The 25858-nt window shown below is 26.1% G+C and carries 23 protein-coding genes and 1 tRNA gene; 4 read left to right on the top strand and 20 right to left on the bottom strand.

The features are described from left to right. Window positions 1–13: 13 nt before the first annotated feature. Window positions 14–829 carry an adenosylmethionine decarboxylase gene (gene speD / locus AC4FRL_RS07305; protein WP_491139562.1) on the bottom strand — a complete coding sequence of 272 codons (816 nt, stop codon included), beginning with the start codon at window positions 827–829 and terminating at the stop codon, window positions 14–16. A 310-nt stretch (window positions 830–1139) separates the two neighbouring features. Beyond that, window positions 1140–2690, bottom strand: coding sequence for a nitrite/sulfite reductase (locus AC4FRL_RS07310; RefSeq protein WP_491139563.1), 1551 nt, complete (start codon window positions 2688–2690; stop codon window positions 1140–1142). Between the two features lie 391 nt (window positions 2691–3081). On the opposite strand from AC4FRL_RS07310, the gene AC4FRL_RS07315 reads away from it, so the two are divergent. After that, the gene (locus tag AC4FRL_RS07315; protein WP_491139565.1) at window positions 3082–3297 is read left to right on the top strand and encodes a hypothetical protein; all 216 of its coding nucleotides are present in this window, start codon (window positions 3082–3084) and stop codon (window positions 3295–3297) included. A 90-nt stretch (window positions 3298–3387) separates the two neighbouring features. Here AC4FRL_RS07315 and AC4FRL_RS07320 read toward each other — a convergent pair whose 3' ends face one another. Then, window positions 3388–4779 (bottom strand): peptide MFS transporter, encoded by a 1392-nt coding sequence (locus AC4FRL_RS07320; RefSeq protein WP_491139566.1) that lies wholly within the window; start codon window positions 4777–4779, stop codon window positions 3388–3390. Between the two features lie 654 nt (window positions 4780–5433). Here AC4FRL_RS07320 and AC4FRL_RS07325 point away from each other — a divergent pair. Further along, complete coding sequence (locus AC4FRL_RS07325; protein WP_491139567.1) at window positions 5434–5886, top strand: MarR family winged helix-turn-helix transcriptional regulator; 453 nt, start codon at window positions 5434–5436, stop codon at window positions 5884–5886. An 87-nt stretch (window positions 5887–5973) separates the two neighbouring features. On the opposite strand, the gene AC4FRL_RS07330 is transcribed toward AC4FRL_RS07325, so the two are convergent. The 9 genes from AC4FRL_RS07330 to AC4FRL_RS07370 all read right to left on the bottom strand — a co-directional run bounded on the left by AC4FRL_RS07330 (window position 5974) and on the right by AC4FRL_RS07370 (window position 15223). Beyond that, a complete protein-coding gene (locus AC4FRL_RS07330; protein WP_491139568.1) occupies window positions 5974–6657 on the bottom strand; it encodes a TrkA C-terminal domain-containing protein in 684 nt (227 codons plus the stop codon). A gap of 38 nt (window positions 6658–6695) precedes the next feature. Further along, window positions 6696–6890, bottom strand: a complete 195-nt coding sequence (locus tag AC4FRL_RS07335) for a hypothetical protein (protein ID WP_491139569.1) — start codon at window positions 6888–6890, stop codon at window positions 6696–6698. 8 nt (window positions 6891–6898) lie between these two features. After that, on the bottom strand, window positions 6899–8014 hold the full coding sequence (locus AC4FRL_RS07340) for a 4-hydroxybutyrate dehydrogenase (protein ID WP_491139570.1): 1116 nt from the start codon (window positions 8012–8014) through the stop codon (window positions 6899–6901). Window positions 8015–8257: 243 nt separating this feature from the next. Continuing rightward, a complete protein-coding gene (locus tag AC4FRL_RS07345) occupies window positions 8258–8671 on the bottom strand; it encodes a hypothetical protein (RefSeq protein WP_491139571.1) in 414 nt (137 codons plus the stop codon). A 168-nt stretch (window positions 8672–8839) separates the two neighbouring features. Further along, window positions 8840–9481: a manganese efflux pump MntP gene (locus AC4FRL_RS07350; protein ID WP_491139572.1), complete on the bottom strand. Its 642-nt coding sequence runs from the start codon at window positions 9479–9481 to the stop codon at window positions 8840–8842. 410 nt (window positions 9482–9891) lie between these two features. Then, complete coding sequence (locus tag AC4FRL_RS07355) at window positions 9892–10032, bottom strand: hypothetical protein (protein WP_491139573.1); 141 nt, start codon at window positions 10030–10032, stop codon at window positions 9892–9894. Between the two features lie 329 nt (window positions 10033–10361). Beyond that, the gene (locus AC4FRL_RS07360) at window positions 10362–10892 is read right to left on the bottom strand and encodes a hypothetical protein (protein WP_491139574.1); all 531 of its coding nucleotides are present in this window, start codon (window positions 10890–10892) and stop codon (window positions 10362–10364) included. A 223-nt stretch (window positions 10893–11115) separates the two neighbouring features. Next, entirely contained in the window at window positions 11116–12969 is a 1854-nt protein-coding gene (locus tag AC4FRL_RS07365; RefSeq protein ID WP_491139575.1) for an ABC transporter ATP-binding protein, read from the bottom strand. Then, window positions 12962–15223 carry an ABC transporter ATP-binding protein gene (locus tag AC4FRL_RS07370; protein WP_491139576.1) on the bottom strand — a complete coding sequence of 754 codons (2262 nt, stop codon included), beginning with the start codon at window positions 15221–15223 and terminating at the stop codon, window positions 12962–12964. The genes AC4FRL_RS07365 and AC4FRL_RS07370 overlap by 8 nt, the downstream gene beginning before the upstream one ends. Before the next feature lie 259 nt (window positions 15224–15482). On the opposite strand from AC4FRL_RS07370, the gene AC4FRL_RS07375 reads away from it, so the two are divergent. After that, complete coding sequence (locus AC4FRL_RS07375; protein ID WP_491139577.1) at window positions 15483–15929, top strand: MarR family winged helix-turn-helix transcriptional regulator; 447 nt, start codon at window positions 15483–15485, stop codon at window positions 15927–15929. Between the two features lie 164 nt (window positions 15930–16093). Here AC4FRL_RS07375 and AC4FRL_RS07380 read toward each other — a convergent pair whose 3' ends face one another. The 8 genes from AC4FRL_RS07380 to galU form a co-directional block, all read right to left on the bottom strand. Next, window positions 16094–16891, bottom strand: a complete 798-nt coding sequence (locus tag AC4FRL_RS07380; protein ID WP_491139578.1) for an HAD family hydrolase — start codon at window positions 16889–16891, stop codon at window positions 16094–16096. A 202-nt stretch (window positions 16892–17093) separates the two neighbouring features. Then, complete coding sequence (gene ulaA / locus AC4FRL_RS07385; RefSeq protein WP_491139579.1) at window positions 17094–18365, bottom strand: PTS ascorbate transporter subunit IIC; 1272 nt, start codon at window positions 18363–18365, stop codon at window positions 17094–17096. Between the two features lie 51 nt (window positions 18366–18416). Then, window positions 18417–18692 (bottom strand): PTS sugar transporter subunit IIB, encoded by a 276-nt coding sequence (locus tag AC4FRL_RS07390; protein ID WP_491139580.1) that lies wholly within the window; start codon window positions 18690–18692, stop codon window positions 18417–18419. Window positions 18693–18778: 86 nt separating this feature from the next. Then, a complete protein-coding gene (locus tag AC4FRL_RS07395) occupies window positions 18779–19225 on the bottom strand; it encodes a PTS sugar transporter subunit IIA (RefSeq protein WP_491139581.1) in 447 nt (148 codons plus the stop codon). 241 nt (window positions 19226–19466) lie between these two features. Further along, complete coding sequence (locus tag AC4FRL_RS07400) at window positions 19467–21662, bottom strand: alpha-galactosidase (protein WP_491139582.1); 2196 nt, start codon at window positions 21660–21662, stop codon at window positions 19467–19469. Window positions 21663–21951: 289 nt separating this feature from the next. After that, window positions 21952–22027: transfer RNA gene (locus AC4FRL_RS07405), tRNA-Met, on the bottom strand. A gap of 96 nt (window positions 22028–22123) precedes the next feature. Further along, window positions 22124–22813 carry a VanZ family protein gene (locus tag AC4FRL_RS07410; RefSeq protein ID WP_491139583.1) on the bottom strand — a complete coding sequence of 230 codons (690 nt, stop codon included), beginning with the start codon at window positions 22811–22813 and terminating at the stop codon, window positions 22124–22126. 229 nt (window positions 22814–23042) lie between these two features. Continuing rightward, window positions 23043–23981: a UTP--glucose-1-phosphate uridylyltransferase GalU gene (gene galU / locus AC4FRL_RS07415; protein WP_491139584.1), complete on the bottom strand. Its 939-nt coding sequence runs from the start codon at window positions 23979–23981 to the stop codon at window positions 23043–23045. Window positions 23982–24364: 383 nt separating this feature from the next. Here galU and AC4FRL_RS07420 point away from each other — a divergent pair, with 383 nt between their 5' ends. Then, window positions 24365–25849, top strand: a complete 1485-nt coding sequence (locus AC4FRL_RS07420; RefSeq protein ID WP_491139585.1) for a nucleotide sugar dehydrogenase — start codon at window positions 24365–24367, stop codon at window positions 25847–25849. Window positions 25850–25858: the final 9 nt, after the last annotated feature.

A 25858-nucleotide genomic window follows, 5' to 3' on the forward strand; every position in this document is an offset into this window, starting at 1 on the left:
ATCCCCCCTTTACTTAATAAATATTTACACCACCATATATTTCAATCATTTCTTTAGATAATCTATCTCGTATTTCTCTTCTTTCATTTGGAGATAACTCATAAGGGTCAGAATTAAATAAATAATTATTTAAGACAATATCCTTAAGCATCATTTTTGTATGAAATATATTAGATTGATAAACATTTACATCCATAGCATCATATCTTTTTAATGTTTCTTCATCTATATAATCTTGAATAGACTTTATATCATGGTCTATGTAGCATTTTCTACCATCAACATCTCTAGTAAATCCTCTAACTCTATAATCAATAGTTATTACATCAGAATCAAAACTACCAATTAAATAATCTAGAGCATTTAATGGAGATATTTTTCCACAAGTAGATACATCTATATCGACTCTAAAAGAAATTATATCGTTGTTTGGATGAAACTCTGGATAAGTGTGTACAGTAAGATGACTCTTATCTAAATGCCCTACAACACTATCTCTAAGCTCTAAATATGAAATTTCTCCTTTATTACAAGATGGATCAATAAGTGCTACTGGTAAAGCTTCTTCTGTTATAAGTACATTTACACTTGCTCCCTGTGGTTCATAATCTTGTTTTGAAATGTTTAAAACATGAGCTCCTATCATTTCTGTAACATCACAAAGAATTTTTGTAAGACGCTCTGAATTATACTGCTCATCTATATACTTTATATAATCTTCTTTCTCTCTCTCTGTTTTAGCATAACAAATATCATATATATTAAAACTTAATGTTTTAGTAAGATTATTAAAACCATAAAGACATATCTTTTCTTTCAACCCTAACATCAATCCTTTCTTTTAAAACTTATTTTACTACTTTAATCTAATTTCGAATTCATTATATATCACTACTTTAATTTTTTCTATAGAAAATTCAATCAATCCCTTAATCTATGCTATATAGAGAATCTATCGTTAATATTTCGGTAACAAAAACTAAGAAAAATACTTAGTATTACTAAACAAAGTTATAAATAAAATAAACTTAAAAAGCGTTAAAATATGCCTATTTAAGTAAATTTTTATAAAAAACAAAAAAACCCAAAAAAATCAAATTTTAATTTTTTTGGGTCTTTGTAAATATTATATTAATAAACTATACATTATACTCTTCTACTATAGACTTAAATTCATCATGACATTCTTCAATCCATTTTTCAAATGTTAAGCCTTTTGCTTCAACAGCCTTTGCAACTTTTAATAAGAATTCTGGAACTTTATCTTGAAGAATATCTCCATAACAATCTCCTAAACGAGTCTCATTAACTCCTAATTTTCCACCAAAATGTAGTTCAAAAACATTTGATACAGTTTCACCGATTCTCTTCTTCTTACCAGCAAAACCTATTTCTCCTATTTCATGCATACTACAAGAGTTTGGACAACCTGAAAAACGTATTCTTGGTAATAATCCTTCTTTAATTGAATTTTCTTTTAATAAAGAAACAAACTCTCTTAAAGTTTTTTGGCTCTCTAAAACTCCCATTTGACAAGTAGGAACACCAATACAGCATACACTTCTCTCTGCTAAAGTTTCTCCACCTTTATCTTGAGTAAACTCTAATATTTCTTTTGCTTCTTCTCCATTTAAGTTTCTTACGTATAAATTTTCATCCATACCTAATCTAACTTCTACTTCTTCCATATTTTCTATTCTGTCAATTAATCCTTTTAAAATATCAAGGTTTAATTGACCTCCTATAGGATGGAATAAAACTGTATATAAACCTTCTTGTTTTTGTGGAATTAATCTTTCGTGTTTTATATCTGTTGCTTGTCCTTTTTTAGTATATTTTATATCTTCAACTTTAAGGTCTAATCCACCTTTAGCTTTTGCTTCTTCTAAATATTTTCTAAAACAATCTTTAAATCCTTCTTCGCCCATTCTTTCAACAATATATCTTATACGAGCTTTTCCATGATTATTATAATCTCCTTCAGCAACAAATAAATTTGTCATAGCTTCAAGACAATATAAAACATCTTTTTCATCTATTAATTCATCAAATTCAACAGATGTTCTTGGATTTCTTCCTAATCCACCGCCTATGTAAAGTTTAAATGCTCTCTTACCATCATTATCTACAGCTAAAAATCCTAAATCAGTAACTGTGCAATGTGCTGCATCTGCTTGTGAATTAGAAAAAGCTGTTTTTATTTTTCTTGGTAATTTATAAGTATAAATTTTACTCATATAATGATCATTAGCTGCTAAAGCATAAGGAGTTACATCAAAAGTCTCTCCTATTTCAACTCCTGATAAAGGATTTAAGGCTACGTTTCTTGGGAAGTTTCCACCGCCTCCTCTTGTGTATATACCTTTAGTTAATCCTTCTTGCATTATATCGCATACATTGTCTATAGTTATTCCATGTAATTGAATTGCTTCACGAGTTGTTAAGTGGACTTTATCTAAGTTGTATTGTTTAGCCCAATTATAAGCTTCTTTTAATAAATTCAAACCTGCAACACCCGATGGTACTCTTAGTCTAACCATAAATTCTTTTCCGCCACGATGTGCATAAGCTCCCATTCCCCCAGAAGCCCTCTTAAACTCAATAACGGTCATCTCTTTATTTAAAAACTTATGTCCTTTTTCTCTAAATTCTTCGATTTCCTTTGATAAAATCTCATTTAATTTATCCATTTCATATCACCTCATTAAAATTCTATGCCTTGAATTTACATTAGTAAACAATTAATTCTTTATATATCATATAATAAAATACCTATTTTAAATTTTATATATTTTTTTATATTTTTTTAAACAAATAGTTACATATACCCTAAAAAACTATTACATTTGTAAATAATATTTTTCTAATATTCATAATATTTTCATTATTTTCTTTTTATTATATAATATATTCATAGTTACTTTATAAGTGTCTTAATTCTAAATTTTTCCTATATATATTTAAAAATTTTTTAAAATGCTATTAAAAATTAAGTTATTTATAAAATTAAATAACTTAATTTTAAGATAATAAAAATAACTAATCAAAAATATATGCAATCTATTTTAAGGAGATGTTTTTATGAGTGATAATAAATTAAAAGAGGATTTAGTTAAGATTTATAAAGAGTGGAAAGATTTAGAGCAAAAAGCTGGAAAGAAATTAAAACACCATAGTGAAATGAAAAAAGAAGAAAAAGAAGATGACATTGTTAGATTTTCAGATTATGCAGGTCTATCAGTTCCTGTAACTGAAGATATGTTACTTGCCTTAGATGAAGAATATTTTAGAGTTTAATATTAATTTTAAATAAAAAGACACATTACTAATTTGTAATGTGTCTTTTCTATCAATTTAATTTTAATTTATTCAAATTTTATATAAATACTATTCCATCATAGCTGTTATCTTTTTGCTTAGTAATAATAATATTAATCCTAAGAATATACTTACTCCAGCTATTGAACCGAATAATTCTAAAGCTCCTAATTTTTCAACAAAGGAAGCTATGAAACCTGATAAGTAGTTTGCAACTCCGTTACTAGCAAGCCAAACTCCCATTAATAATGAAGCATATTTAACCGGTGCTAATGAACTTACCATTGAAAGTCCTATTGGTGATAAACAAAGTTCTCCCATTGTATTAAATAAGTAAGTTCCTACTAACCAGAACATACTAGCTTTAACTGCTGGGTTTTCAACATTTCCTCCTAAAGACATAGTTGCAAAAACCATTAATAAAAATCCACATCCTAAAACTATCATACCCATAGCCATCTTAGTTGGAATTGATAAATCCCCTCTTTTACTATTAGCTAATGTAAACCATAGTTTTGAGAATATAGGTGCTAATATTAATATAAATAATGGGTTTATAGATTGGAAGAAGGCTACTGGTACTGTCCATCCAAATAAGTTTCTGTTAGTTGCATTTTCAGCAAATAAAGTTAAAGTAGTACCTGCTTGTTCAAATCCAGCCCAGAAGAATACAACAAATGATGCAAGTATTAATATAACTGCAACTCTTCTCTTCTCTTGCTTAGTTAAAGGTTTCTTTTCTTTTGCACTTTCTTTTTTACTATTTTGTTTTTTAATTTCACCAACATTTGCTAAATACTTTGGAGATAAAAGTATAAATATAATTTCTCCTAATATTATACCAATACCAGCTGCTAAGAATCCATATCTAAATCCATAGTGAAGTATCATGTCTCCAGACTTTGTAGCAAAAAAGTTTTCTGCTAATAATCCACATATTATTGGTGCTATTAAAGACCCTAAGTTTATTCCCATATAGAAAATTGTAAAAGCTGAATCTTTTCTTTTATCGCCATCTTCATATAATTGACCAACTATTGTTGATATATTAGGTTTGAAGAAAGCATTACCAACTATTATACATCCTAAACCTACATAAAGTGCAGTTCTAGTTTGCCATCCAAATAATGTTAGGTTTCCTAAAATCATTACTGCTGCCCCAAGCATAATTGATTTTTTCTGTCCTAAAAATTTATCTGCTATTTCTCCACCAATTATTGGTGTAAAGTAAACTAAGAATGTATAACCTCCATATATTCTAGCAGCACTAGATACATCATATCCTAAACCACCAGTTACAAAAGATGCTGTTAAGTAAAGCATTAATAAAGCTCTCATTCCATAGTAACTAAATCTTTCCCACATTTCTGTGAAAAATAAAAGATATAGTCCTGCTGGGTGTTTTAAACGTCCATTGCTTCTCTCTACTGCTAAATCAGTAGGTTTAATTACTTCTGCCATTTTTATATTAATCCCCCTTTTTTATTTATGACTTAATTCAAACTATTTTTACTGCGAATTTATCATTAAACTTATTATTCCGTTAACACATTTTTAATTATAAATACATTTTTACCCTTAATCAAACCTCCTCTTAACAAATTATTGCAAGTTTATTAATAATTTGATTACATTTGCTCTTGAATACTCTTTTTTTCTGTGTGTATCATAACAACACAATTGTTTACTATAGAAAAACATTCGAGAAAAACTTTTATAACATTTTGATAAAATTTATTAAAATGTTAATTTTTATTGTCTTTTTTTACTATTTAATTAAAATATTCTTGTTTTTTATGGTATAAAAAAGTAAAATGAAAAGCATATTAAAATTTGAGAGTATTTTTAGAAATGCATATTTTAGAATAAATTATTTCAATTTTTTATTTATTCCTTTAAAATATATAAATAATTTTAATTTACTTTTCTATAAAAACAATTCAAAAGCTTTTTAAAATTAAAGTTCAGCTTAAAAAGAAATAAATTAAATAAAAAGTAAATTAAATAATTAATTTATAGAATTCTTTAAAGTAATATTATATAGTTTACTTATAAACCAAATTAAGGTATAATTTAAATAAAGTTTACAATTGAACTATTCAAGGAGGAAGATTAATGGAATTAAAGGCCCTTAATCCTAATGGAAATGCTTTTTTAGTTTCTTTTACAAAAGCAAAAAAAACATATAAAAAGTTTATTTCACCAACGCTAAATGAATTAGGGTTAACGCATAATGAATTTGAAATATTAGTTTTTTTACAAGAAAACTTAGATTATAATACAGCAAAAGATATAGTTGAATTTTCTGGACTATCTAAGGGATTAATATCTAGGTCTATAGAAAGTTTATTAAAAAAAGGACTTATATCAATAAAAAAGGATGAAAATGATAAAAGAATCTTTAGATTATATATCTCTCCTTCAGCTAACGAAACTCTTAATGTCTTAAATAAAGTTAGCAACAAATTCTTTAAATTGCTTTTAGAAGACTTAACTGATGATGAACTTGCACTTTTTGATGTTGTCTTAAATAAAATGATTAAAAACTTAAATAATTTAAAAATATAAAACAAAAATGAGTTTATGTAAAAGAAAAACTTACAAACATTAAAAATGCTTGTAAGTTTTATAAAATTATTTGCATATTAACTCATTTTATTCTTTAATTTCATTTATATGATTAAACATAGATTTAATGTTTTTAACATTACCATATACTGTTATTTTATCACAAACCTCAAAAACATAATCAGGTGTTGGGAAGTTAACAAACTTGTCCCCTTTATCTATATTTAAAACCTCTATTTCATTTGCCTTAAGGTTACTATCTATTATACTTTTTCCAATAATAGTAGCTTTTTCAGAAAGATATATTTCATAAACTCCAAACCCCTTAGTATTAGTTATTAAAGTTAAGTGTTTTGAATTAATCTTATCCCATATTTTAGACTGAACAATAAATTTTTCAATTTTATTTTCAAGCTTTTCTAACAAGGAAGTTTTATGGAAAAATACAATAAATACAATAAATGCAATAATAATAGCTAAAGAACCAATATCTATTACGCTACTAGTTATTATATTTACTGCAAAGGATATAATAGTTGCAGTACTAGCATAGCTAAATCCCATAAGCCAAATAGCAAGTTTCCTTCTAGTTGGATGTTGAACTATTATTTCACTTTCTTTCGTTGTAAATCCAGTCCCTGTTAAAAGTGATGTAACCTGAAACCTAGCCTTTTCTATAGGCACTCCTGTAAGTCTAAATAAAATAGCGAAGAAATCTACTATTATTAGAAATAGCATTAAAAATAAAATAAATGTAAGTACTAAAACCATAAGTTCCCTCTCCTTTCCCCATTAGTTAATTTAAATTATTATAATAAAAATTCAATTTCACAATTTGTAAAATGCTCTTCTTGATTTTTATATGAATTAATATGTGTTTTCTCTTTATAACTTATTTCTTTTTTATTCTCTATATATCCAGATATCTTAAAAACAATCCCTAAAAGTAATAACCCTACAAGTAAAACTTCTCCTGAAATTATAATTATCCTTAAAAATTTCATAAGACCTCCTAATATAAAGACTCATAAATTTTTTCCATATCCTCTAAATTCATAGAAACGTAATTATTTTTTAGTAGTCTTTTTTGATTATTAATAACACTTTTTGAAAACTCTTTAATTTCTTCATATTTCATGCCATAATCTCTTAAATTATTTCTTTTAATCAATTTATTTAAAAGATTTTCTAAAGCTGAGTAACTCTTTTCTTCTTCTACATTTAATATATTTCCTATTAATTTTGACAGATTAAATATTTTACCTTTACTATTCTTTTCTTTATAAAAATTTAATACAGCCATTAAAAATTGATAATTTGCCTCTCCATGAGGAACATGATATTTCCCTCCTAAGGGATAAGATAATGCATGTACTGCTCCAACTCCAGCATTTCCAAAGGCAATTCCTGCATAATTACTTGCAATTAAAAATTTATCCATTATATCATTTCTATGTTCTTCTCCCTTTTCTATTATTTCCTTATATCCAACTAAAATCATTTCAATAGCCTTAAAGGCAAATAAATCTGTATAAGGAGTAGAATTTGGAGATAAAAATCCCTCTATACTATGTATTAATGCATCAATAGAACTATAAACAAAAGCTTTATAGGACATAGTTTTACAAAGACTAGGTATTAAAATAGCTTTATCAGCATAAAGCTCATCTACAGCTAATCCAAGCTTTGTCTTCTCACTCTTTATTTCAGCAATAGATATATTAGTTACTTCACTTCCTGTTCCACAAGTTGTAGGAACTATTATAAGTTCTTTATCTCTTATAATATTAATCTCTCTTTTAAATAACTTAGCTGTACTTTCTACATCCTTTAAAGCTAATAACTTACCTACATCTAAAATTGACCCTCCACCAATAGCTATAACTCTATTAAAGTCTATTTTTTTTATATCTTTAAAAATTTCGTCTATTACTTCATCATTTGGTTCATTAAAGTTATACTTATCTTTAAAAATATAATTACATTTTAAGGATAAATCTTTAAAACTTCCTTCATAAATTCTTTTGTTTGTAAAAATTAAATCTTTACTATTTAAATTTAATTCCTTTGCAAATTCATAAGAATTTTCAAAACCTAATATTTCCGTATTTAAACTTAAAAGTTTCATAAAACCACCTACTAAATCTCTAATATATTTTAACTAATGATTTAAAGAAAAAATTAAATTAATTGAAATTTTCACTTAAATTTAATATTTGTTTACAATAAATCAATAATTTAATTATACTAAAATTTTATTTTTTTCTCCAAAGAAAATTAAAGGTAATAAAAAATAATCTATAAAGAGATAAAACACTCCTTATAGATTATTTTCCTTAAAAAATCAATAAAATACAAGTAAAAAAATAAATTAATCTACCTGTCTTAATAATCTTTTCATTACATCATTAACCTTAGCTATACCAAGACTTTCATTAGCCATTACCATTATTAATTTTACATCATCATAAGACATATCAAGCTTATATGACCTTATATCTAAAATAGCATCTTCTGGCATGTACTCAAAAATGAGACTTGCAACTTCTTCAGCTAAATCTAAGTAATCCTCAAATAACTCCTCATCATTTAAATCCTTAAGGTCAGAATTTTCTCTCATAAGACCTCTTAAAATCTCCATGTCTACACTTAACTTAAATGCAATTATATCCTCTCTTTTTGAGCTTTTGCATAAATCACTTACAACTTTAACCTCTGTGTTATTTTCTATTTCTCTTTTTATTTCTTCACTATCTAATACTCTATTTCCAAAAGCAACATACATGTAAAATACCTCCTTAGTATTATATTAAAATCTTGCTTTAAAACTACCTATATATTTATATCACTTGTATATACCTTATTACAAGTAATATTTTTAAGTTTTAAAACATTAAGCCTAAGACTATTCTAAAGGATAAAATTTATATGTATCCTTACCTTAATTATGTTACTAAGAGAATATTTTTTCAAGAATTCCTGTATGTTCTAACAATATATTTATACCTATTAATATAAGTACAACTCCACCTACTATTTCAGCATAATTTTTTAATATATCTCCTAATTTTTCACCTATTATAACTCCAAAGAAACATAAAACCAAAGTAATAAGCCCTATTATTATAACACTCTTAACTATTGGTATTCCTAAAAATGCAAAACTAACTCCAACTGCTAAGGCATCTATACTAGTTGCAATAGCAAGTACTGTAAGATTTTTAAAACTTAACTCTTCTTTTCTTCTATTATTTAATAACTCTTTTTCTTTCTCTTCACTTATTTCCATTGATACTGCAACTTCTCTTTTTTCTTCATTTCTTTCTTTTAAAGCCTCAAATATCATCTTGCCACCTATAAAACCTAATAGAATGAATGCTATCCAATGATCAAAGGCTTTTATATATTCTGAAAAATACCTTCCGGCTCCCCATCCTATTAAGGGCATTAAGCCTTGAAATATTCCAAAAAACAAAGCAACTCTTAAGGCATCTTTAACTCTAACCTTAGTAAGCGTTATTCCCTTAGCAATAGATACAGCAAAAGCATCCATAGCAAGGCCAAAACCAGTTAATACAATTGATAAAATACTCATAAAAATCCTCCTATAATGAAAAGTTTATAAAAAAAGACTTATATGCAGCAAAAAACTGCATATAAGTCTCGCTATTTAAGATTAAGCCAGATTAAAAAATTCTTTTTAATCAATTTGTTGACTTAATCACTCATACTTTTTTTGAGCTAACTACTCCCTCATATGAAAACAAAGTTTATTAAATACTTTAAAACTTTATCATAAATACTTGCATAAATCAACCTTAATATATTTAAATTTATTTTATAAAAACTTTCCTTATAGTTTACTCTAATTTAATCAAATTTATTTCTCAAACTAATATATTTATTTTAAAAATAAGTAATTTAAATAAGTTCCCTTAATTAATAAAAAATAAAGATAGAGATAATTTCATCTAAATAAAATTATCTCTATCTCTACAGAATAATCTATTTACCACAATTTTTTTCATGGCTCTTTATGTTTCTAGCCATTTTTTCTTCTTCTTTTCTCATTTCTTCAACTTTTTCTTTTTCATCCTTTATTGAATGTTCTGCATCACAATGACACATTTTATTATGTTTTGACATTTAAAAAACCTCCTTTAACTTAAAAAGTGCATAGATAAAATTTAATTTCAAAAGGCTAAGTTTATTTTTATTAGTATTTACTTTCATATTACTCTTATTAAAAATCTTTGTAAAAATTAATAAAGTTTCATTTTCATTGATTTAAAGTAAAAACATTTTATTTTCCCTAATACTACATATATTTCTATACATTACATTAGCTTTTCTCACATTAATTAAAAACAATTGAAATTATAAATATTTATATAAAATATATCTATTTTAATTATCTTATATTAAAGAAAAATATAAAAAAATTAAGGGATTTATTTTTATAAATCCCTTAATTTTTATATAGAGCTTTTATTAACAGTTATTATTATTTCTTCTCCAACTTGAGAAAGTTTATATTGAAAACCTTCCTTTTCCCAAGAATAATCCTTAGAATCTCCATTTTCTTTATCTTCTTTAATTTCTGGATTTCCTAATTCCTTTTTTAAATCTTCTAATATATTATCAATTGAAACACCCTTAAAATGTACACTTACAGCGCTTATATTTTTTGAATCATCAAGGTCTAATATTAAATCTGCATTGTAATTAAACATTCTAGTAGGGTAACTTGAAGAAATTATGACCTTTTTCCCCTCAACTTTTTCTATATGTTCACTTCCATCTCCATTTTTCTTAGAAAAATCATTGTAATTATCTCCTACATAATCACTTAAATCCTTAAGGACTACTGACTCTCCTACACTATTTTCAACATTTGCTTTTTCATGACTTTTATCCTTAGAGTTTTCTTTAGATACACATCCAACTAAAGATGTTAATAACAAAGAAGTTGTTATTAAAATAGCAACAATCTTTTTCTTATTCATTTTATTTTCTCCCCCACCTATTTTTCATGTGTTTTATATGCAAATGTATATGATTTGCATCTTCATCTAATTATAGTACAAATTTCTTTAAAATAAATTACAAAACTTATTTTTTCAAAACAAAATTGTAAATAAACTTTAAACAATAAAATTTTTATAAAAAAATTATAGCTAATAAAAGTAAATATACTTCTATTAGCTATAATATATTTAAAACTTCTTTCTAAGATACATTGCTCTTTTCAAATTGGCTATTATAAAGAGTTGCATAGAAACCACCTTTTGCTAATAATTCTTTATGATTTCCTTGTTCAACAATATCTCCATCCTTCATAACAAGAATTAAATCCGCATCACGAATAGTAGAAAGTCTATGAGCTATAATAAAGCTTGTTCTTCCTTCCATAAGCTTTTCCATAGCCTTTTGAATTAAAAGTTCTGTACGTGTATCTACTGAACTTGTAGCTTCATCTAATATTAAAAGTTTAGGGTCTTTTAAGAAAGCTCTAGCAATTGTTAAAAGTTGCTTTTGTCCTTGTGATATATTACTTGCTTCCTCATTTAAAACCATATTATATCCATCTGGTAAAGTTTTTACAAAGTTATCAACATGAGCAGCTTTAGCAGCTTCTTTAACTTCTTTATCAGTTGCATCTAATCTTCCATAACGTAAGTTTTCCATTATAGTTCCATTAAATAGCCATGTATCTTGAAGAACCATACCAAATAGATTACGTAAGTCAGCACGCTTAAAGTCTCTTATATCATGTCCATCAATTTTAATGCTTCCACTATTTACATCATAAAATCTCATTAACAATTTAACTATTGTAGTCTTACCAGCTCCTGTTGGTCCAACAATAGCAACCTTTTGTCCTGGCTTAACATCTACTGAGAAATTATTTATTATTATTTTTTCTGGATTATATCCAAAATGAACATGGTCAAATTCAACTTCACCTTTAATATTTGAAGTGTCCACAGGATTTACTGGGTCCTTAGTTTCATCTTTTTCCTCTAAGAACTCAAATACTCTCTCAGCAGCTGCTGCTGTTGATTGCATTATATTTGCAACTTGAGCCATTTGTGCTATTGGTTGATTGAAAGAACGAACATATTGTATAAATGCTTGTATATCCCCAACAGTTATAACACTTTTAATAGTTAACCATCCTCCAAGAATTGAAACTAAAACATATCCTAAGTTTCCTACAAAGGACATAATAGGCATCATCATCCCTGATAAGAATTGAGATTTCCAAGCTGATTTATATAAAGTATTATTTAAGCTATCAAATTCTTTAGTAGAAGCTTCTTCTCTATTAAAGGCCTTCATTATATTATGACCTCCATAAACCTCTTCTACTTGACCATTTAAATGTCCTAAGTATTCTTGTTGAGATTTAAAGTATTTTTGAGACTTCTTAACAACTAAAGAAATAAGAAGCATTGATACTGGAAGTATAATAAAGGTTGCTAAAGTCATAATCCAACTTATGGATAACATCATTATTAAAACCCCAATTAAAGTAACTATTGAAGTTATTATTTGAGATAAACTTTGATTTAAAGTTTGGTTTACAGTATCAACATCATTTGTAATTCTTGATAAAACCTCTCCATTTGTTCTTGTATCAAAATAATTAAGTGGTAAAGTATCAATCTTTTCTGATATTTGTCTTCTTAAATTATAAGAAACCTTTTGGGCTACATTAGACATTATAAAAGATTGAATAATACCAAATAAAGTACTAACTAAATATAAAACTATTAAAACAGCTGCTATTTTTCCAATATAACTAAAATCTATAGAGGCATTAGGAACACCTGTTATTTTCTCTACTAATCCTTCAAAGATTTTTGTAGTAGCTTTACCTAAAATTTTAGGTCCTACAATTGAGAATGCAGCACTACCTATGGCAAACAAAAGCACGATTGCTATTGATAAGCTATAAGGTTTTAAATAGGTTAGAAGTTTTTTCATTGTTCCTTTAAAATCTTTTGCTTTTTCCACAGACCTTGGGCCACCCATTCTTCCCATTGGACCGCCCATTCCGCCTTTTCTTTCTCTATTCATTACTTAGCTCCTCCTTTGAAAGTTGAGATAAAGCTATTTGCTTATAAACCTCACAATTTTCTAGAAGTTCCTTATGGGTTCCCTTACCAACAATCTTACCTTGGTCTAATACGATTATTTGATTTGCTCCCATTATTGTGCTTATTCTTTGTGCAACTATAAGCATTGTACTATGTGATGTTTTCTCATTAAGTGCTTTTCTAACAGCTGCATCTGTTTTAAAGTCAAGAGCTGAGAAACTATCATCAAAAATATATATATCAGGATTTTTTACTAAAGCTCTAGCAATAGACAATCTTTGCTTTTGTCCACCAGATACATTAGTACCTCCTTGTGAAATTTCTTCATCATATTTTAATGCCTTAGTATTTATAAACTCTGAAGCTTGTGCAATATTTGCTGCCTCTTGAAGCTCCTCTAACATAGCATCTTCTTTACCATATTTTAAGTTACTTGCTATAGTTCCTGAGAATAAAACTCCTTTTTGAGGAACATATCCTATTTTTTCTCTTAAATCATGTTGTGAAACACTTCTTATATCAGTACCATCTACTAATATTTCTCCCTTAGTAACATCATAAAAACGAGGTATTAAATTAACTAAAGTAGACTTACCACTTCCAGTTCCACCAATGAAAGCAGTTGTTTCACCAGGTTTTGCTGTAAATGAAATATCCTTTAAAACATATTCCTCAGCACCAGGATATTTAAAAAATACATTTTTAAATTCAACATATCCTCTCTTAGCTTCATTAAATTCATCTTTCTTTTCTGGGTCTTTTATGCTTTCCTCAGTATCTAAAACTTCAGCTATACGTTGTCCTGAAACAGAAGCTCTAGGAAGCATTACTGATACCATAGATATCATTAAGAATGCCATTATAATTTGCATTGTATATTGAATAAAAGCCATCATGTCCCCAACTTGCATAATTCCATTGTTTACATTATGAGCCCCAACCCATACTATAAGTATAGTTATAAGGTTCATTATAAGCATCATAAGTGGCATCATTCCACCCATTATTCTACTTACAAATAAATTTATTCTAGTTACATCTCTATTTACATCATCAAATTTCTTTTCTTGATATTTTTCAGTATTAAAAGCACGGATTACTAACATACCTGTTAAAGATTCACGAGCTACTAAATTTAATTTATCTACAAGTTTTTGTATTAATTTAAATCTAGGAATAGCAAGTCCAAATAAAACTGCTACTAAAGCAAGTATAGCAGCTAAGGCTACAGCTATTATCCATGACATACCAGTATCAGTTTTTACAACTCTTAAAATACCTCCTAAACCTAAAATAGGAGCATAGAATACTATTCTAAGTAAAAGAACCATAAGAGTTTGTATTTGTTGAATATCATTTGTACTACGAGTTATAAGTGATGCTGTTGAGAATTTATCAAATTCAGCATTAGAAAACTTAACAACTTTTCCAAAAACTCTACTACGAAGATTTCTACCAAATCCTGCAGCAACTCTTGAAGCTATTAAAGTTACAGATACCGCAGCCACCATACTTCCTAAAGCTAAAAGAATCATTAATCCTCCAGTTTTAATTATGTACTGACTTTGTATCTTTTCTAAGTTCATTCCTAAATTTTTATATTCTGCTTTTATAAAAGTAGTTGCAGTTTGATTTACCATACTATCTGGCATAGTTTCAAACTTTTCATCTATTTTTTTAAGCATATCTTCTCTTTGATTCTCTGGCATCTTTTCAATTATAAAGAAAGGATCTTGTCCTTTAAGTGCCTCATTGTTAGTTGAATTTCCTGATGTTCCTGTAAGAGATGAACCTTTCATAATTCCCTCTATACCCTTATCTTCAATTCCTCCAACAATAATAATAGCTTTTCCCATAATGGAATCTAATTCTTTAATGTCTTCTTTATTTTTTGTATTTAACTTATAAAGTTCTTCCTTTTCTAAAGCTGGATATTTTTTAACATCTTTTTCATATTCACTTTCAGATAAGGTATCCTTATTAATTAAAGTGTAGCTGTCTTCTACCTTTTTAAATTCATCTTTGCTCATAAAAAGCTTTAGCCTATCAAATTCTGATTTGCTAATAACCTGAGGAACCGAATTTTCTATTCCTCCTTGTTGAATACCTACATTTACTATATTTGACATATAGTCTGGTAAGGATAAATCAAACATTGCTTGAGCAAAAAGAAGTACTATAACAGCTAAAATTGATACCGTAAATGGTTTTAAGTATTTAATTAGCTTTGACATTTATTTCCCTCTTTTCTTTTTGAAATTTTATTATTAAAAATTAAATTAATCCTAAAAATATTTTTCAAATTTATTTTCATGAATAGTTATATTTTAATATTAATTATATTTTTATAACTATTCTATGTCAATAACTATTTTTGGTGTATAATAATTATAAAAGTTATATAATATAATTGTTTTTTCCACCTTATTTACAAATTAAAAATTATTAATTTATAGATAATATAAATAAACTAAAAATTTATAGGAGGTAATAATGAGTAACTTAGAAAATTTAACAGATGCTACCGAGGAACTTTATACCCTATTATTGTGTTTAAATAGAAAGGTATTTAGTCATGATGATGTTGTTAAAAGATTGTCTATACCACCATCACATGCTAAGGTTGTCTTTTACTTACATTTAAGCGGAGAAGCTTCTGTTTCTGAAATAGCAAAAAATCTATCTATATCAAAATCAAATATGACTCCAATTATTGATAAACTTATACAAGAAAATTTAGTAGAAAGATTTACAGACCCTAATGATAGAAGAATAATTAGAGTAAAAATAACAGACAAAGGGCATGATTTTTGTCTAAAACAAAGAGAAAAAACTAAAAAGCATCTTGAAAAAAAAATATCATCTCTTTCTCCTGAAGAATTACAAAAAATTAAGTCTATAACTAAAGAACTAAATAATATTTTTTCTAAAATGGACTAAGGATTATTTAAATTATAATTTTAAATAGAAGATATTAATTAGAACCTTAGAAAAGCCAAATTATTTATAGAAAACTTTAATTTTGAATTTTCTAAGTTCTAAAAATATCTTAAAAATAACTTTTATCAAATTAATATGTACTTAATTATAAGGCTTTAGTATGTTTATTTTATTAAACCTAAGCTTACTAATCCATTATATATGCCCTCTTCTTTCACATTTCCAGTTTGTTTATATGCATAAGGAAGTAATGTTTTATGTGCATCTCCCATTGCTATGCCATACTTAACCTTTTGAAACATCTCTATGTCATTTTCTCCATCTCCAAAAGCATAGGTATCTTTATCATTTAAACCTAGCTTATTTATTAAGTACTCTATACCATGAGCTTTTGTACATCCTTTTCTATACATATCATAAGAAGAATGTCCTGGATGTTGCATAAATACAAATTCATCACCAAACTTCTTAAATAACTCCTTAAAGCTTTCCTTATTATTATCAATAACTACAATTTTATTAGTTGAAACAGTATTAACATCCCAATTTGATGTAAAATTCTCTCTTGGAAGGGCAAAATTTTCAACCATTCTATTTATAACATCATCATTTAACACATAACTTTTCTCTTGCCCTTCTAAAATAAAATCAATATCATTTTTAATACAAAAATCAATTATCTCTCTTAACTTGTCTACTTTTATATCATCATTAAGAATTACTTTATTATCTATCTCTATATAAGTTCCATTAGAAGCTATATATCCATCTAAATTTAAATCTCTTAAACCTTCATCAATAAAACTCATAGGTCTTCCTGTAGCTAGCATAGTTAAATACCCATTATTTTTTAATTCCTTAATAGCTTTCTTTGTTTTATCTGTAGGTTCATATATTCCTTTTACACAATCAATTAATGTACCATCTACATCAAAAAATACTATTCCTTTTAAATCTTTCATAAAAATTACCCTCCTCTTCATAATTATTATGATATCATAAGTTATTTTATCTTATTAAAATCCTATATATTAAAAAGATAAAATTTAAATATATAAAAAGAAAACTTACAAATATTATAAAAAGAAAAATAACAAATCTTTAAATATCCCTGTAAGTTTTTATATAATTTATTTATTAAAAATATTAAGTTAAAATTAAATTTTATATAGTAAAAATTTTACTAACTAAATCACTTACTATAACCCAAATAGAAAATTCATTTCCACCATAAGTTTGTATAAAATTTCCTACTGTTCCACTTACTAAGGTTATAGATAATGATGCTAAAAGCATTAATATTACTCCTCCTAAAGCACTTGTAATTATAGCTGCAATCCATCCCCCTCTAGCATTAGCAAATATAGCTCCTGGAGCAACATCAAAATAACATGCAACAACTAAAGGTATAAGTGCAAAGGTTAAAGTACCAGAGGCTCCTAATAAAAATAATGTCCCAATACTACTTAAAAGAGCAACTATAAATCCAATTAATAATGCATTTGGACCATATGGAAAAATCATTGGAATATCTAAAGCTGGAATTGACCCCTTAGCAAGTTTATCTGCAATTCCTTTAAAAGCAGGAATTATTTCTCCTAAAATCATTCTTACTCCAGTTAAAAGTATTATCATTCCCGCTGCAAATGTTACTCCTTGAATTAAAGAATATGTTAAAAGTGGCTCTAGACCATATACACTAACTCTTGCCTCTTTTCCTATCAATAATCCTACTAATACATAAACTATAAACATAACAATTGCTGCTGTTAGATTGTTATCTCTAAAAAAACTTAAACTCTTTGGTAGCTTTAAATCTTCTATACTATTTTCTTTTTTTCCAATTAACTTTCCTATATAAGAACCTAATAAACAATATATTGATGCAGTATGACCAATTGTAAATTCATCACTTCCTGTTACATACTTTACATGTTTTCTAAGCAAATATGGAAATATTGTTATAACTAAAAGATACATAAATAATGTAAATATAAATAATTTAAAACCACTTATATTATTTTCAATACCAACAGCTAAAAAAAGCATTGGATACCAAAATAATATATTACCAGTTAAATATACTGTTTTAAACTTTGTATATCTTGCAATTAATACATTTAAAATAAATCCACAAAGAAGTATTAATCCTACATAACTTCCATACTGTCCTAAAAATATATTAAAATCTCCTAAAGTACTATTACTTTCCGTATTAAAAAGTCCTGAAAAAGCATTTGCTAAAGGAGTAATTGATGAAACAACAATCTCTACTCCCTTTAATAAAATTATCATTCCTATAATCCCTTTAAATATTCCCTTTAAAGTAATATCTAAGGGCTTTTTTTGTAGAATCAATCCAATTGCCACTACAAAACCTATAAATAACGCTGGAGTTCTAAAAAAACTCACAAAAAAATCTAAAACTTCTTTCATGTCTAATTATTCCTTTTATTTAATTTTTAAAATATAAAATTTCTAGTTATATTAAGCTTCTTTTAAAGCTTTTAAAAGTTTCTCTTTGACCTCCTTCTTATCCATAAAATTTGATATATATATAAGTTTTCCATTAATATTAGATTTTATTTCTTCTCCTATTTCCTTTGAAGTAAAAATCAAATCAAATTTCTCTCCACAAATTGAAGTCATATCTCTAGCTTCTACTTGAAAATTAATACCTTCCTCAGAAAGAATAGAATCTATAGTCATTTTTAAAAGCAAACTAGTCCCAACACCAAAACCACATACAGTAACTATTTTCATATACTCAACCCTCCTTTCTAAAAAATTAAATTTCATATAAAATCTTTTAATATTATAAAAGTTCTTTCTAAATAAGCTTTAATTTGCTAAAGAAAAAGTTTAAGAATTTCTTCTTTATTATTAGTACTTTTTATAATATTTAAATATTCTTCATTTATTAATACTCTTGCCAAATCTTCAAGAGCATCTAGATGAGAATTACTATCCTTAGCCCCAATAATAAAAATAATATATATAGGGTCATTTTCTTCATGATTAAAATTTATAGGACTTTCTAAGGTTAAAAGGCTCATACACTCTTTTAAAACATAATCCCCTGGTCTTGAATGAGCTATAATAACCCCAGGCATAATAGCCATATAAGGTCCAAGTTCCTTTACCTTATCTAAAATGTCAAAAACATACTCCTCTTTTATAAAACCTTCTTCTATAAGGGGTTTAGCTGCTAACTTAATAGCCTCATCTTTATCTAAAACTTTAGCTTGTAAAATTATATTATTATCTTTTAATAATTTTCTAATAATACCCACCATCTTTCTATAAATTATTAAAATAAATTATGTAATTTTTAATAATTATTAAAAACACTTTAGTATATTATCACTTCAATTGCTATAAAGTCAATTTAATATACTAATTAAGACAACTAAGTTTAATAAATCCATTTTTAATTTGACTAAAATAAAAATATCCCATATAAATTTTATTTTTAAATTTATATGAGATATTCCCTTATAAAAACTATTTATTTTTTTGATAATATTATTATAAAATTTATTTTTTCTTTAATCTCCAAAGTTTAGAAACATAATCACCATAAAGCTCTGGAATATTTAAACCTATATACATAAGTTCATCGCCTCTAAGAGTTACATCCTCTCCAATAACTTCATATTCTGAATCTTTATCTAAGTTTATAAGCTTTAAATTTCTAAAATCTTCATTCACTAAAGCATTTTTTCTAATATAACTTACAACAATATCTTTTCTATCCTTAGATATACTCATCCAAGATACCTCATTGTTATTAAAAGGACTATTTAATCTATATAAAGTTCCAAATTGTACAGTTTCTCTAATTTCCTTGTAAAGCTCTATTTGCTTTTTAATTTCCTCTTTTTCTTCATTGCTTAATTTAGTTATATCAAGTTCATATCCAAAATTACCTGCCATTGCAGATACACCTCTAGTTTTAAGAGAGGTTATTCTATTTGATTGATGATTAGGAACTGCTGAAACATGACACCCCATTGAAATAGTAGGATACACCATAGATGTTCCAAACTGTATTTTAAGTCTTTCTATAGCATCAGTATCATCACTTGTCCAAGTTTGTGGCATATAATAAAGTATTCCAGGGTCAAATCTTCCCCCTCCTCCAGAACAACTTTCAAATAATATATTTGGAAATCTACTTGTTATTTCTTCCATCACCCTATATAAACCTAAAATATATCTGTGTGCTGTTTCTCTCTGTCTTTCTGAAGGTAACCCTAAAGAACCAACCTCAGTCATATTTCTATTCATATCCCACTTAACATAAGATATATTAGCACTTTCAAGAACATTACTTATAGCTTCTATTATATAGTCGCAAACTTCTTTTCTTGATAAATCTAGTATTAATTGATTTCTAGCTTTAGACCTATCTCTTCCTTTAATGTGAATACACCAATTAGGATGTTCTTCATATAGTTTGCTTAATGGTGAAATCATTTCAGGCTCAACCCATAATCCAAAATCTAATCCCATTTTATTTATATCACTAGCTAAATTTTTAAGACCACCCTTTAGCTTATTCTCATTCACAAACCAATCTCCTAAAGAGCTTTTATCATCATTTCTATTTCCAAACCATCCATCATCTAAAACAAATAATTCTATTCCTAAAGTTGAAGCTTCCTTTGCTATTTCCTTTATTTTAATTTCATCAAAATCAAAATAAGTAGCTTCCCAATTATTTATAAGTATAGGTCTTAATTTATCTCTAAACTTACCTCTACATAGTCTATTTCTATAAAGATTATGGTAAATTTGAGACATTTTATTAAATCCTTCTGATGAATAAACTAAAACTACTTCAGGTGCTTGAAATTCTTCTCCATTTTCAAGTAACCACTTAAAATCAAAAGGATTTATTCCTATTTGAACCCTTGAATTTCTATACATATCAACTTCTACATTACCTAAAAAATTTCCACTATAAATTAAACTAAATCCATAAACTTCTCCATAATTTTCATTAGCCTCCTTAGTACATAAAGCTATAAAAGGATTTTGTCCATGGCTACTTGCTCCTCTTCTACTCTCAACAGATTGACTACCACTTCTTAAAGAACTTCTAATAATATGTCTCTCTCTTCCCCAGGCGCCAGAAAGTTGTATTAAATCAAAATCCTCAGATTTAAAATCTAAATTAACACTTAAAACCCTCTCAATATTTACATCATCATCACTATTATTTATAATTTTTAAACTTCTTGTAATAGCGTCAAATTCTTCAAAAACATTATAAGTTAAAATAACTTCTATTTTTTTTAAAGAATCTACTAAATTAACCTCTAAAGTAGTAGCTTCATTATCATTTTCAATATAAACATGAGGTAAGGAGTTAATTTTTTTCTTTCCTTTATATATTTTGTGTGATTTATATCTTAAGTCTGTTGCTGAAGTTCCATCCTCATATTGAAATTCTAAGCTAGGACTTCTTAAATCTGTTGCACCAAAGGTTGCACATTCTTGAGAAGTTAACTCTAACTGAAATCCATTTCCTCCTTCTGTTTCAGCACAAAAGCTTCCAAAAGCTTTCCTTCTAAAAAAATACTCTAAATTATCACTTTTAATTTTTCTTCCCCAATAAAGATGACTTAAATGTCCTGTTTCCGTAATTTTAAATATATAACTTGTACTTTTTGTTTTTAAATGAAATGTTTTAAAATCATTATTATAATTTATTCCCATAGTTCTCATAAAGTTATTATTAACTCCTCCCCTTATATTCATATAATCACAATTTATATAAAACACTAAAAATAATAAAACTTTAATTAATAATTAACATTCAATAATTATATACATTTAAATAATTCTATTTTTAGTATAATAATACAAATTTATCCTTTAACAAAATTATATTATTATTTTTCTATAAATTAAAGCTATTATCATATTTTCATATATTAATTTTTATATAAATATATTTTTAAATACCTTAAATTAAAAATAAAAAAAGTTCTACTTAAAAAGTAGAACTTTTCTATGGTTGCGGGAGCAGGACTTGAACCTACGACCTTCGGGTTATGAGCCCGACGAGCTACCAACTGCTCCATCCCGCGTCATTATTTTTTAATTTATTCTAAGTATATACCTATTTTTATGATAAGTCAAATATTATTAATGAATTTTAAAATTAAAATAATAAAAATCTCTTCTTATTTATTTAAAAGCTTATTTTTTATTAAATTACAAGTTAACATTTTTATGTAAACATAATATCCTATAGCTCCACTTAAAGTATTAAATATAATATCATTAACCTCAAAAAATCTTTGTGTATTTGGAAAAATTAAAGATATTATAATTTGTGTACATTCTATAAATAAAGAAGTAAAAAAACAAAATTTTAAAATTGATTTTAAAGAAGGAATTTTTTCTCCCTTGACTAAAATATATTTATTATCATCTAGTTTTTTTAAAAAATTCTTTACTTTTCTTATCAAATTACCTCCAAAAATCAAGTCATTCTCATTTTTATTATAAAAATAGCATAGAAAAAATGCTAAAGGACTTAACATAATTAAATTTCCTAATATTTGATATAAAAGACCATATAATCCATTATAATAATAAATCTCTTTTAAACTTTTTAATGGATTTAACCACATTTGTGGAGGATTATAAACTAAATTTTTTCCCCAAGCTATAGTTAAAGGAAAATAAACTTTAGATGCTACTCCTATTAAATATATACAAAATAAATAAAAAAATATTTCTTCCTTAGAAAAATATTTTTCTAAAATAATATTCTCATTACTCTCTTTACTTAATTTAAATATTATTAAATATAAAGAAAAGACTAAAACTCCTACTACAAAAAAAACATTTTGAGAAATAATTATCATAAAATTCTCCTATTATTACTTTTCATATTAAAATTTAATAATTATATTTTATAAAAATTTTTAACTAAAATTCTAAAATCTTTATTAATTATATCCAATTTTAATTTTTTAAATCAATTTCAATAATAAATAAGCCATATCAAATTTTTATTCTTAATATCATGACAATATTTAACTTAAATTAAATATTGTCATAATATTTTACAAAATAAATTGATATAGCTCTATACTAATCTTCTTTTTTATTTTCTAATTTTTCTTCGTTATTTTCTAAATCTTTAGTAAATATATGCTCTTTAACTACTACTTCTTTTAAATAATCAATAAACCCATCTCTAAGTTCAGGTCTTCTTAAAGCATATTCAACAGTAGCTTCTAAAAATCCTAACTTATCTCCAACATCATACCTTCTTCCTTCAAAATCATAAGCATACATAGCTTCTTCTCCCATAAGCTCTAAAAGGGCATCAGTTAATTGAATTTCTCCACCCTTTCCTGGCTCAGTTTTTTCTAATATTTCAAATATTCTTGGTGTTACTATGTATCTTCCTAATATTGCAACATTTGAAGGTGCTTCCTCTGGTGATGGTTTTTCAACTAGTCCTTTTACCTTATAAACTCTACCCTCTATATGTTTTCCATCTACTATTCCATACTTGGAAACCTTATCTTTTGGAACAGTTTGAACTCCTAGTACACTTGTTCTATACTCATTATAACAATCTATTAATTGCTTTAAGCAAGGTTTTCCTTCATTATAAACAACATCATCTCCAAGTAATATAGCAAAAGGTTCATCTCCTACAAAAGTCTTTGCGCAATGTATAGCATGTCCAAGTCCTTTAGGTTCTTTTTGTCTAATATAATGAATATCAACCATTTCAGATATATCTCTAACTAAATCTAAAAGTTCAGTTTTGCCAGACTTTTCAAGTTCTATTTCAAGTTCTATATTTCTATCAAAATGATCTTCTATTGATTTTTTGCTTCTTCCTGTAATAACAAGAATCTCCTCTATGCCAGATGCTATAGCTTCTTCTATTATGTACTGAATAGTTGGCTTATCAACTATTGGAAGCATTTCCTTAGGTTGCGCCTTTGTTGCTGGTAAAAATCTAGTTCCAAGCCCGGCTGCTGGAATTATAGCTTTTCTTATTTTATTGTTCATCTCTTTATCCCCTTATAATTGTAATTTATATTTTTCATTTAACTAAAAAATATCAATTGAATTTATTACTTTATTTAACATTTCATAAAAATTATATCATAATTTATCTAATATTTTCAAATATTTAATTTAATTTGATTTAATATTATATTTAATATTTATAGACTTTTTAACAATATATTATAAAATACTCTGTTACTTCTATTTTTATTTTAATAATTGAAATGATTATAAATTTTAACTAGTTATTTAAAATAACATTTATTATTAATATTGTATTAATATCTTTATATTTGTAATTTTTATCTAATTTTAGTATAATTATATATGAAATAATAAAAAATATTGTTTTTTTAAATAACAAAATTGAAAGGAATATTTACATGAAAAAATTGTCGTTAGAACTATTAGCTAATAAAGTTATAGATTGTAGAAATAAAAAAAATATAACTCAACAACAGCTATCAAATTTAACTAATATAAACCGTTCAATGATTAGTCGTTTAGAATGTATGGATTATATACCATCAATTCCACAACTAGAAAAATTAGGAGAAGTGCTTAACTTTGAACCTCTATCATTATTTATAGATGATAAAATTGAAAATAATAACAATAACGAAAATTTTTCTTCTTTTAATATAGCAGTTGCTGGTACTGGATATGTTGGCTTATCAATTGCAACTCTTTTAGCACAACATAATCATGTAATTGCTGTTGATATAATTCCTGAAAAAGTTGAAATGATTAACAACAAAAAATCTCCAATACAAGATGACTACATTGAGAGATACCTTGCAGAGAAAAATTTAAATCTAATTGCTACACTTGATGAGGAAATAGCATATAAAAATGCTGATTTTGTTGTTATAGCTGCTCCTACTAATTATGATAGTAAGAAAAACTATTTTGATACATCTGCTGTAGAATCAGTAATTGAATCAGTATTAAAAATAAATCCTAATGCTATAATGGTTATAAAATCAACAATACCAGTTGGATATACAGAAACTGTAAGAAAAAAATATAAAACAGAAAATATAATATTTAGTCCAGAATTTTTAAGAGAATCAAAAGCTTTATATGATAATCTTTATCCAAGTCGTATAATAGTATCAACTGACTTTAATAATAAAAAATTAGTTGAAGCTTCACATATATTTGCATCTCTTTTACAAGAAGGAGCAATAAAACAAAATATTCCAACTTTATTCATGGGATTTACAGAAGCTGAGGCTGTTAAATTATTTGCAAATACATATTTAGCTTTAAGAGTATCTTATTTTAATGAATTAGATACATATGCAGAAATGAAAAATTTAGATACTAAGTCAATTATAGAAGGTGTATGCTTAGATCCTAGAATAGGTGAACACTATAATAATCCTAGCTTTGGATATGGAGGTTATTGTTTACCAAAAGACACTAAACAATTACTAGCTAATTATAATGAAGTTCCTCAAAATATGATGACTGCTATAGTTGAAAGTAATAGGACAAGAAAAGATTTTATAGCAGATAGAGTTTTAGAACTTGCCGGAGCTTATGAAGCAAATAGTTCATGGGATATATCTAAAGAAAAGGAAATTATAATAGGAGTTTATAGATTAACTATGAAAAGTAACTCTGATAACTTCAGACAAAGCAGTATTCAGGGTGTAATGAAACGTATAAAAGCTAAAGGCGCAAAAATTATTATATATGAACCAACATTAAAAGATGGCTCAACTTTTTTTGGTTCAAAAATAATAAATGATATTGAAAAATTTAAAGAATTAAGTAATAGTATAATTGCTAATAGATATGATTCTTGTTTAGATGATGTAAAAGAAAAAGTTTATACAAGAGATTTATTTCAAAGAGATTAAAAAAAAGCC

It is taken from the genome of Clostridium sp. TJA032 (genome assembly GCF_058310275.1).

Excerpts from the sequence above, each read along its gene's own strand:
- speD (WP_491139562.1), bottom strand. The coding sequence starts at position 829 with ATGTTAGGGTTGAAAGAAAAGATATGTCTTTATGGTTTTAATAATCTT.
- AC4FRL_RS07310 (WP_491139563.1), bottom strand. The coding sequence starts at position 2,690 with ATGGATAAATTAAATGAGATTTTATCAAAGGAAATCGAAGAATTTAGA.
- AC4FRL_RS07315 (WP_491139565.1), top strand. The coding sequence starts at position 3,082 with ATGAGTGATAATAAATTAAAAGAGGATTTAGTTAAGATTTATAAAGAG.
- AC4FRL_RS07320 (WP_491139566.1), bottom strand. The coding sequence starts at position 4,779 with ATGGCAGAAGTAATTAAACCTACTGATTTAGCAGTAGAGAGAAGCAAT.
- AC4FRL_RS07325 (WP_491139567.1), top strand. The coding sequence starts at position 5,434 with ATGGAATTAAAGGCCCTTAATCCTAATGGAAATGCTTTTTTAGTTTCT.
- AC4FRL_RS07330 (WP_491139568.1), bottom strand. The coding sequence starts at position 6,657 with ATGGTTTTAGTACTTACATTTATTTTATTTTTAATGCTATTTCTAATA.
- AC4FRL_RS07335 (WP_491139569.1), bottom strand. The coding sequence starts at position 6,890 with ATGAAATTTTTAAGGATAATTATAATTTCAGGAGAAGTTTTACTTGTA.
- AC4FRL_RS07340 (WP_491139570.1), bottom strand. The coding sequence starts at position 8,014 with ATGAAACTTTTAAGTTTAAATACGGAAATATTAGGTTTTGAAAATTCT.
- AC4FRL_RS07345 (WP_491139571.1), bottom strand. The coding sequence starts at position 8,671 with ATGTATGTTGCTTTTGGAAATAGAGTATTAGATAGTGAAGAAATAAAA.
- AC4FRL_RS07350 (WP_491139572.1), bottom strand. The coding sequence starts at position 9,481 with ATGAGTATTTTATCAATTGTATTAACTGGTTTTGGCCTTGCTATGGAT.
- AC4FRL_RS07355 (WP_491139573.1), bottom strand. The coding sequence starts at position 10,032 with ATGTCAAAACATAATAAAATGTGTCATTGTGATGCAGAACATTCAATA.
- AC4FRL_RS07360 (WP_491139574.1), bottom strand. The coding sequence starts at position 10,892 with ATGAATAAGAAAAAGATTGTTGCTATTTTAATAACAACTTCTTTGTTA.
- AC4FRL_RS07365 (WP_491139575.1), bottom strand. The coding sequence starts at position 12,969 with ATGAATAGAGAAAGAAAAGGCGGAATGGGCGGTCCAATGGGAAGAATG.
- AC4FRL_RS07370 (WP_491139576.1), bottom strand. The coding sequence starts at position 15,223 with ATGTCAAAGCTAATTAAATACTTAAAACCATTTACGGTATCAATTTTA.
- AC4FRL_RS07375 (WP_491139577.1), top strand. The coding sequence starts at position 15,483 with ATGAGTAACTTAGAAAATTTAACAGATGCTACCGAGGAACTTTATACC.
- AC4FRL_RS07380 (WP_491139578.1), bottom strand. The coding sequence starts at position 16,891 with ATGAAAGATTTAAAAGGAATAGTATTTTTTGATGTAGATGGTACATTA.
- ulaA (WP_491139579.1), bottom strand. The coding sequence starts at position 18,365 with ATGAAAGAAGTTTTAGATTTTTTTGTGAGTTTTTTTAGAACTCCAGCG.
- AC4FRL_RS07390 (WP_491139580.1), bottom strand. The coding sequence starts at position 18,692 with ATGAAAATAGTTACTGTATGTGGTTTTGGTGTTGGGACTAGTTTGCTT.
- AC4FRL_RS07395 (WP_491139581.1), bottom strand. The coding sequence starts at position 19,225 with ATGGTGGGTATTATTAGAAAATTATTAAAAGATAATAATATAATTTTA.
- AC4FRL_RS07400 (WP_491139582.1), bottom strand. The coding sequence starts at position 21,662 with ATGAGAACTATGGGAATAAATTATAATAATGATTTTAAAACATTTCAT.
- AC4FRL_RS07410 (WP_491139583.1), bottom strand. The coding sequence starts at position 22,813 with ATGATAATTATTTCTCAAAATGTTTTTTTTGTAGTAGGAGTTTTAGTC.
- galU (WP_491139584.1), bottom strand. The coding sequence starts at position 23,981 with ATGAACAATAAAATAAGAAAAGCTATAATTCCAGCAGCCGGGCTTGGA.
- AC4FRL_RS07420 (WP_491139585.1), top strand. The coding sequence starts at position 24,365 with ATGAAAAAATTGTCGTTAGAACTATTAGCTAATAAAGTTATAGATTGT.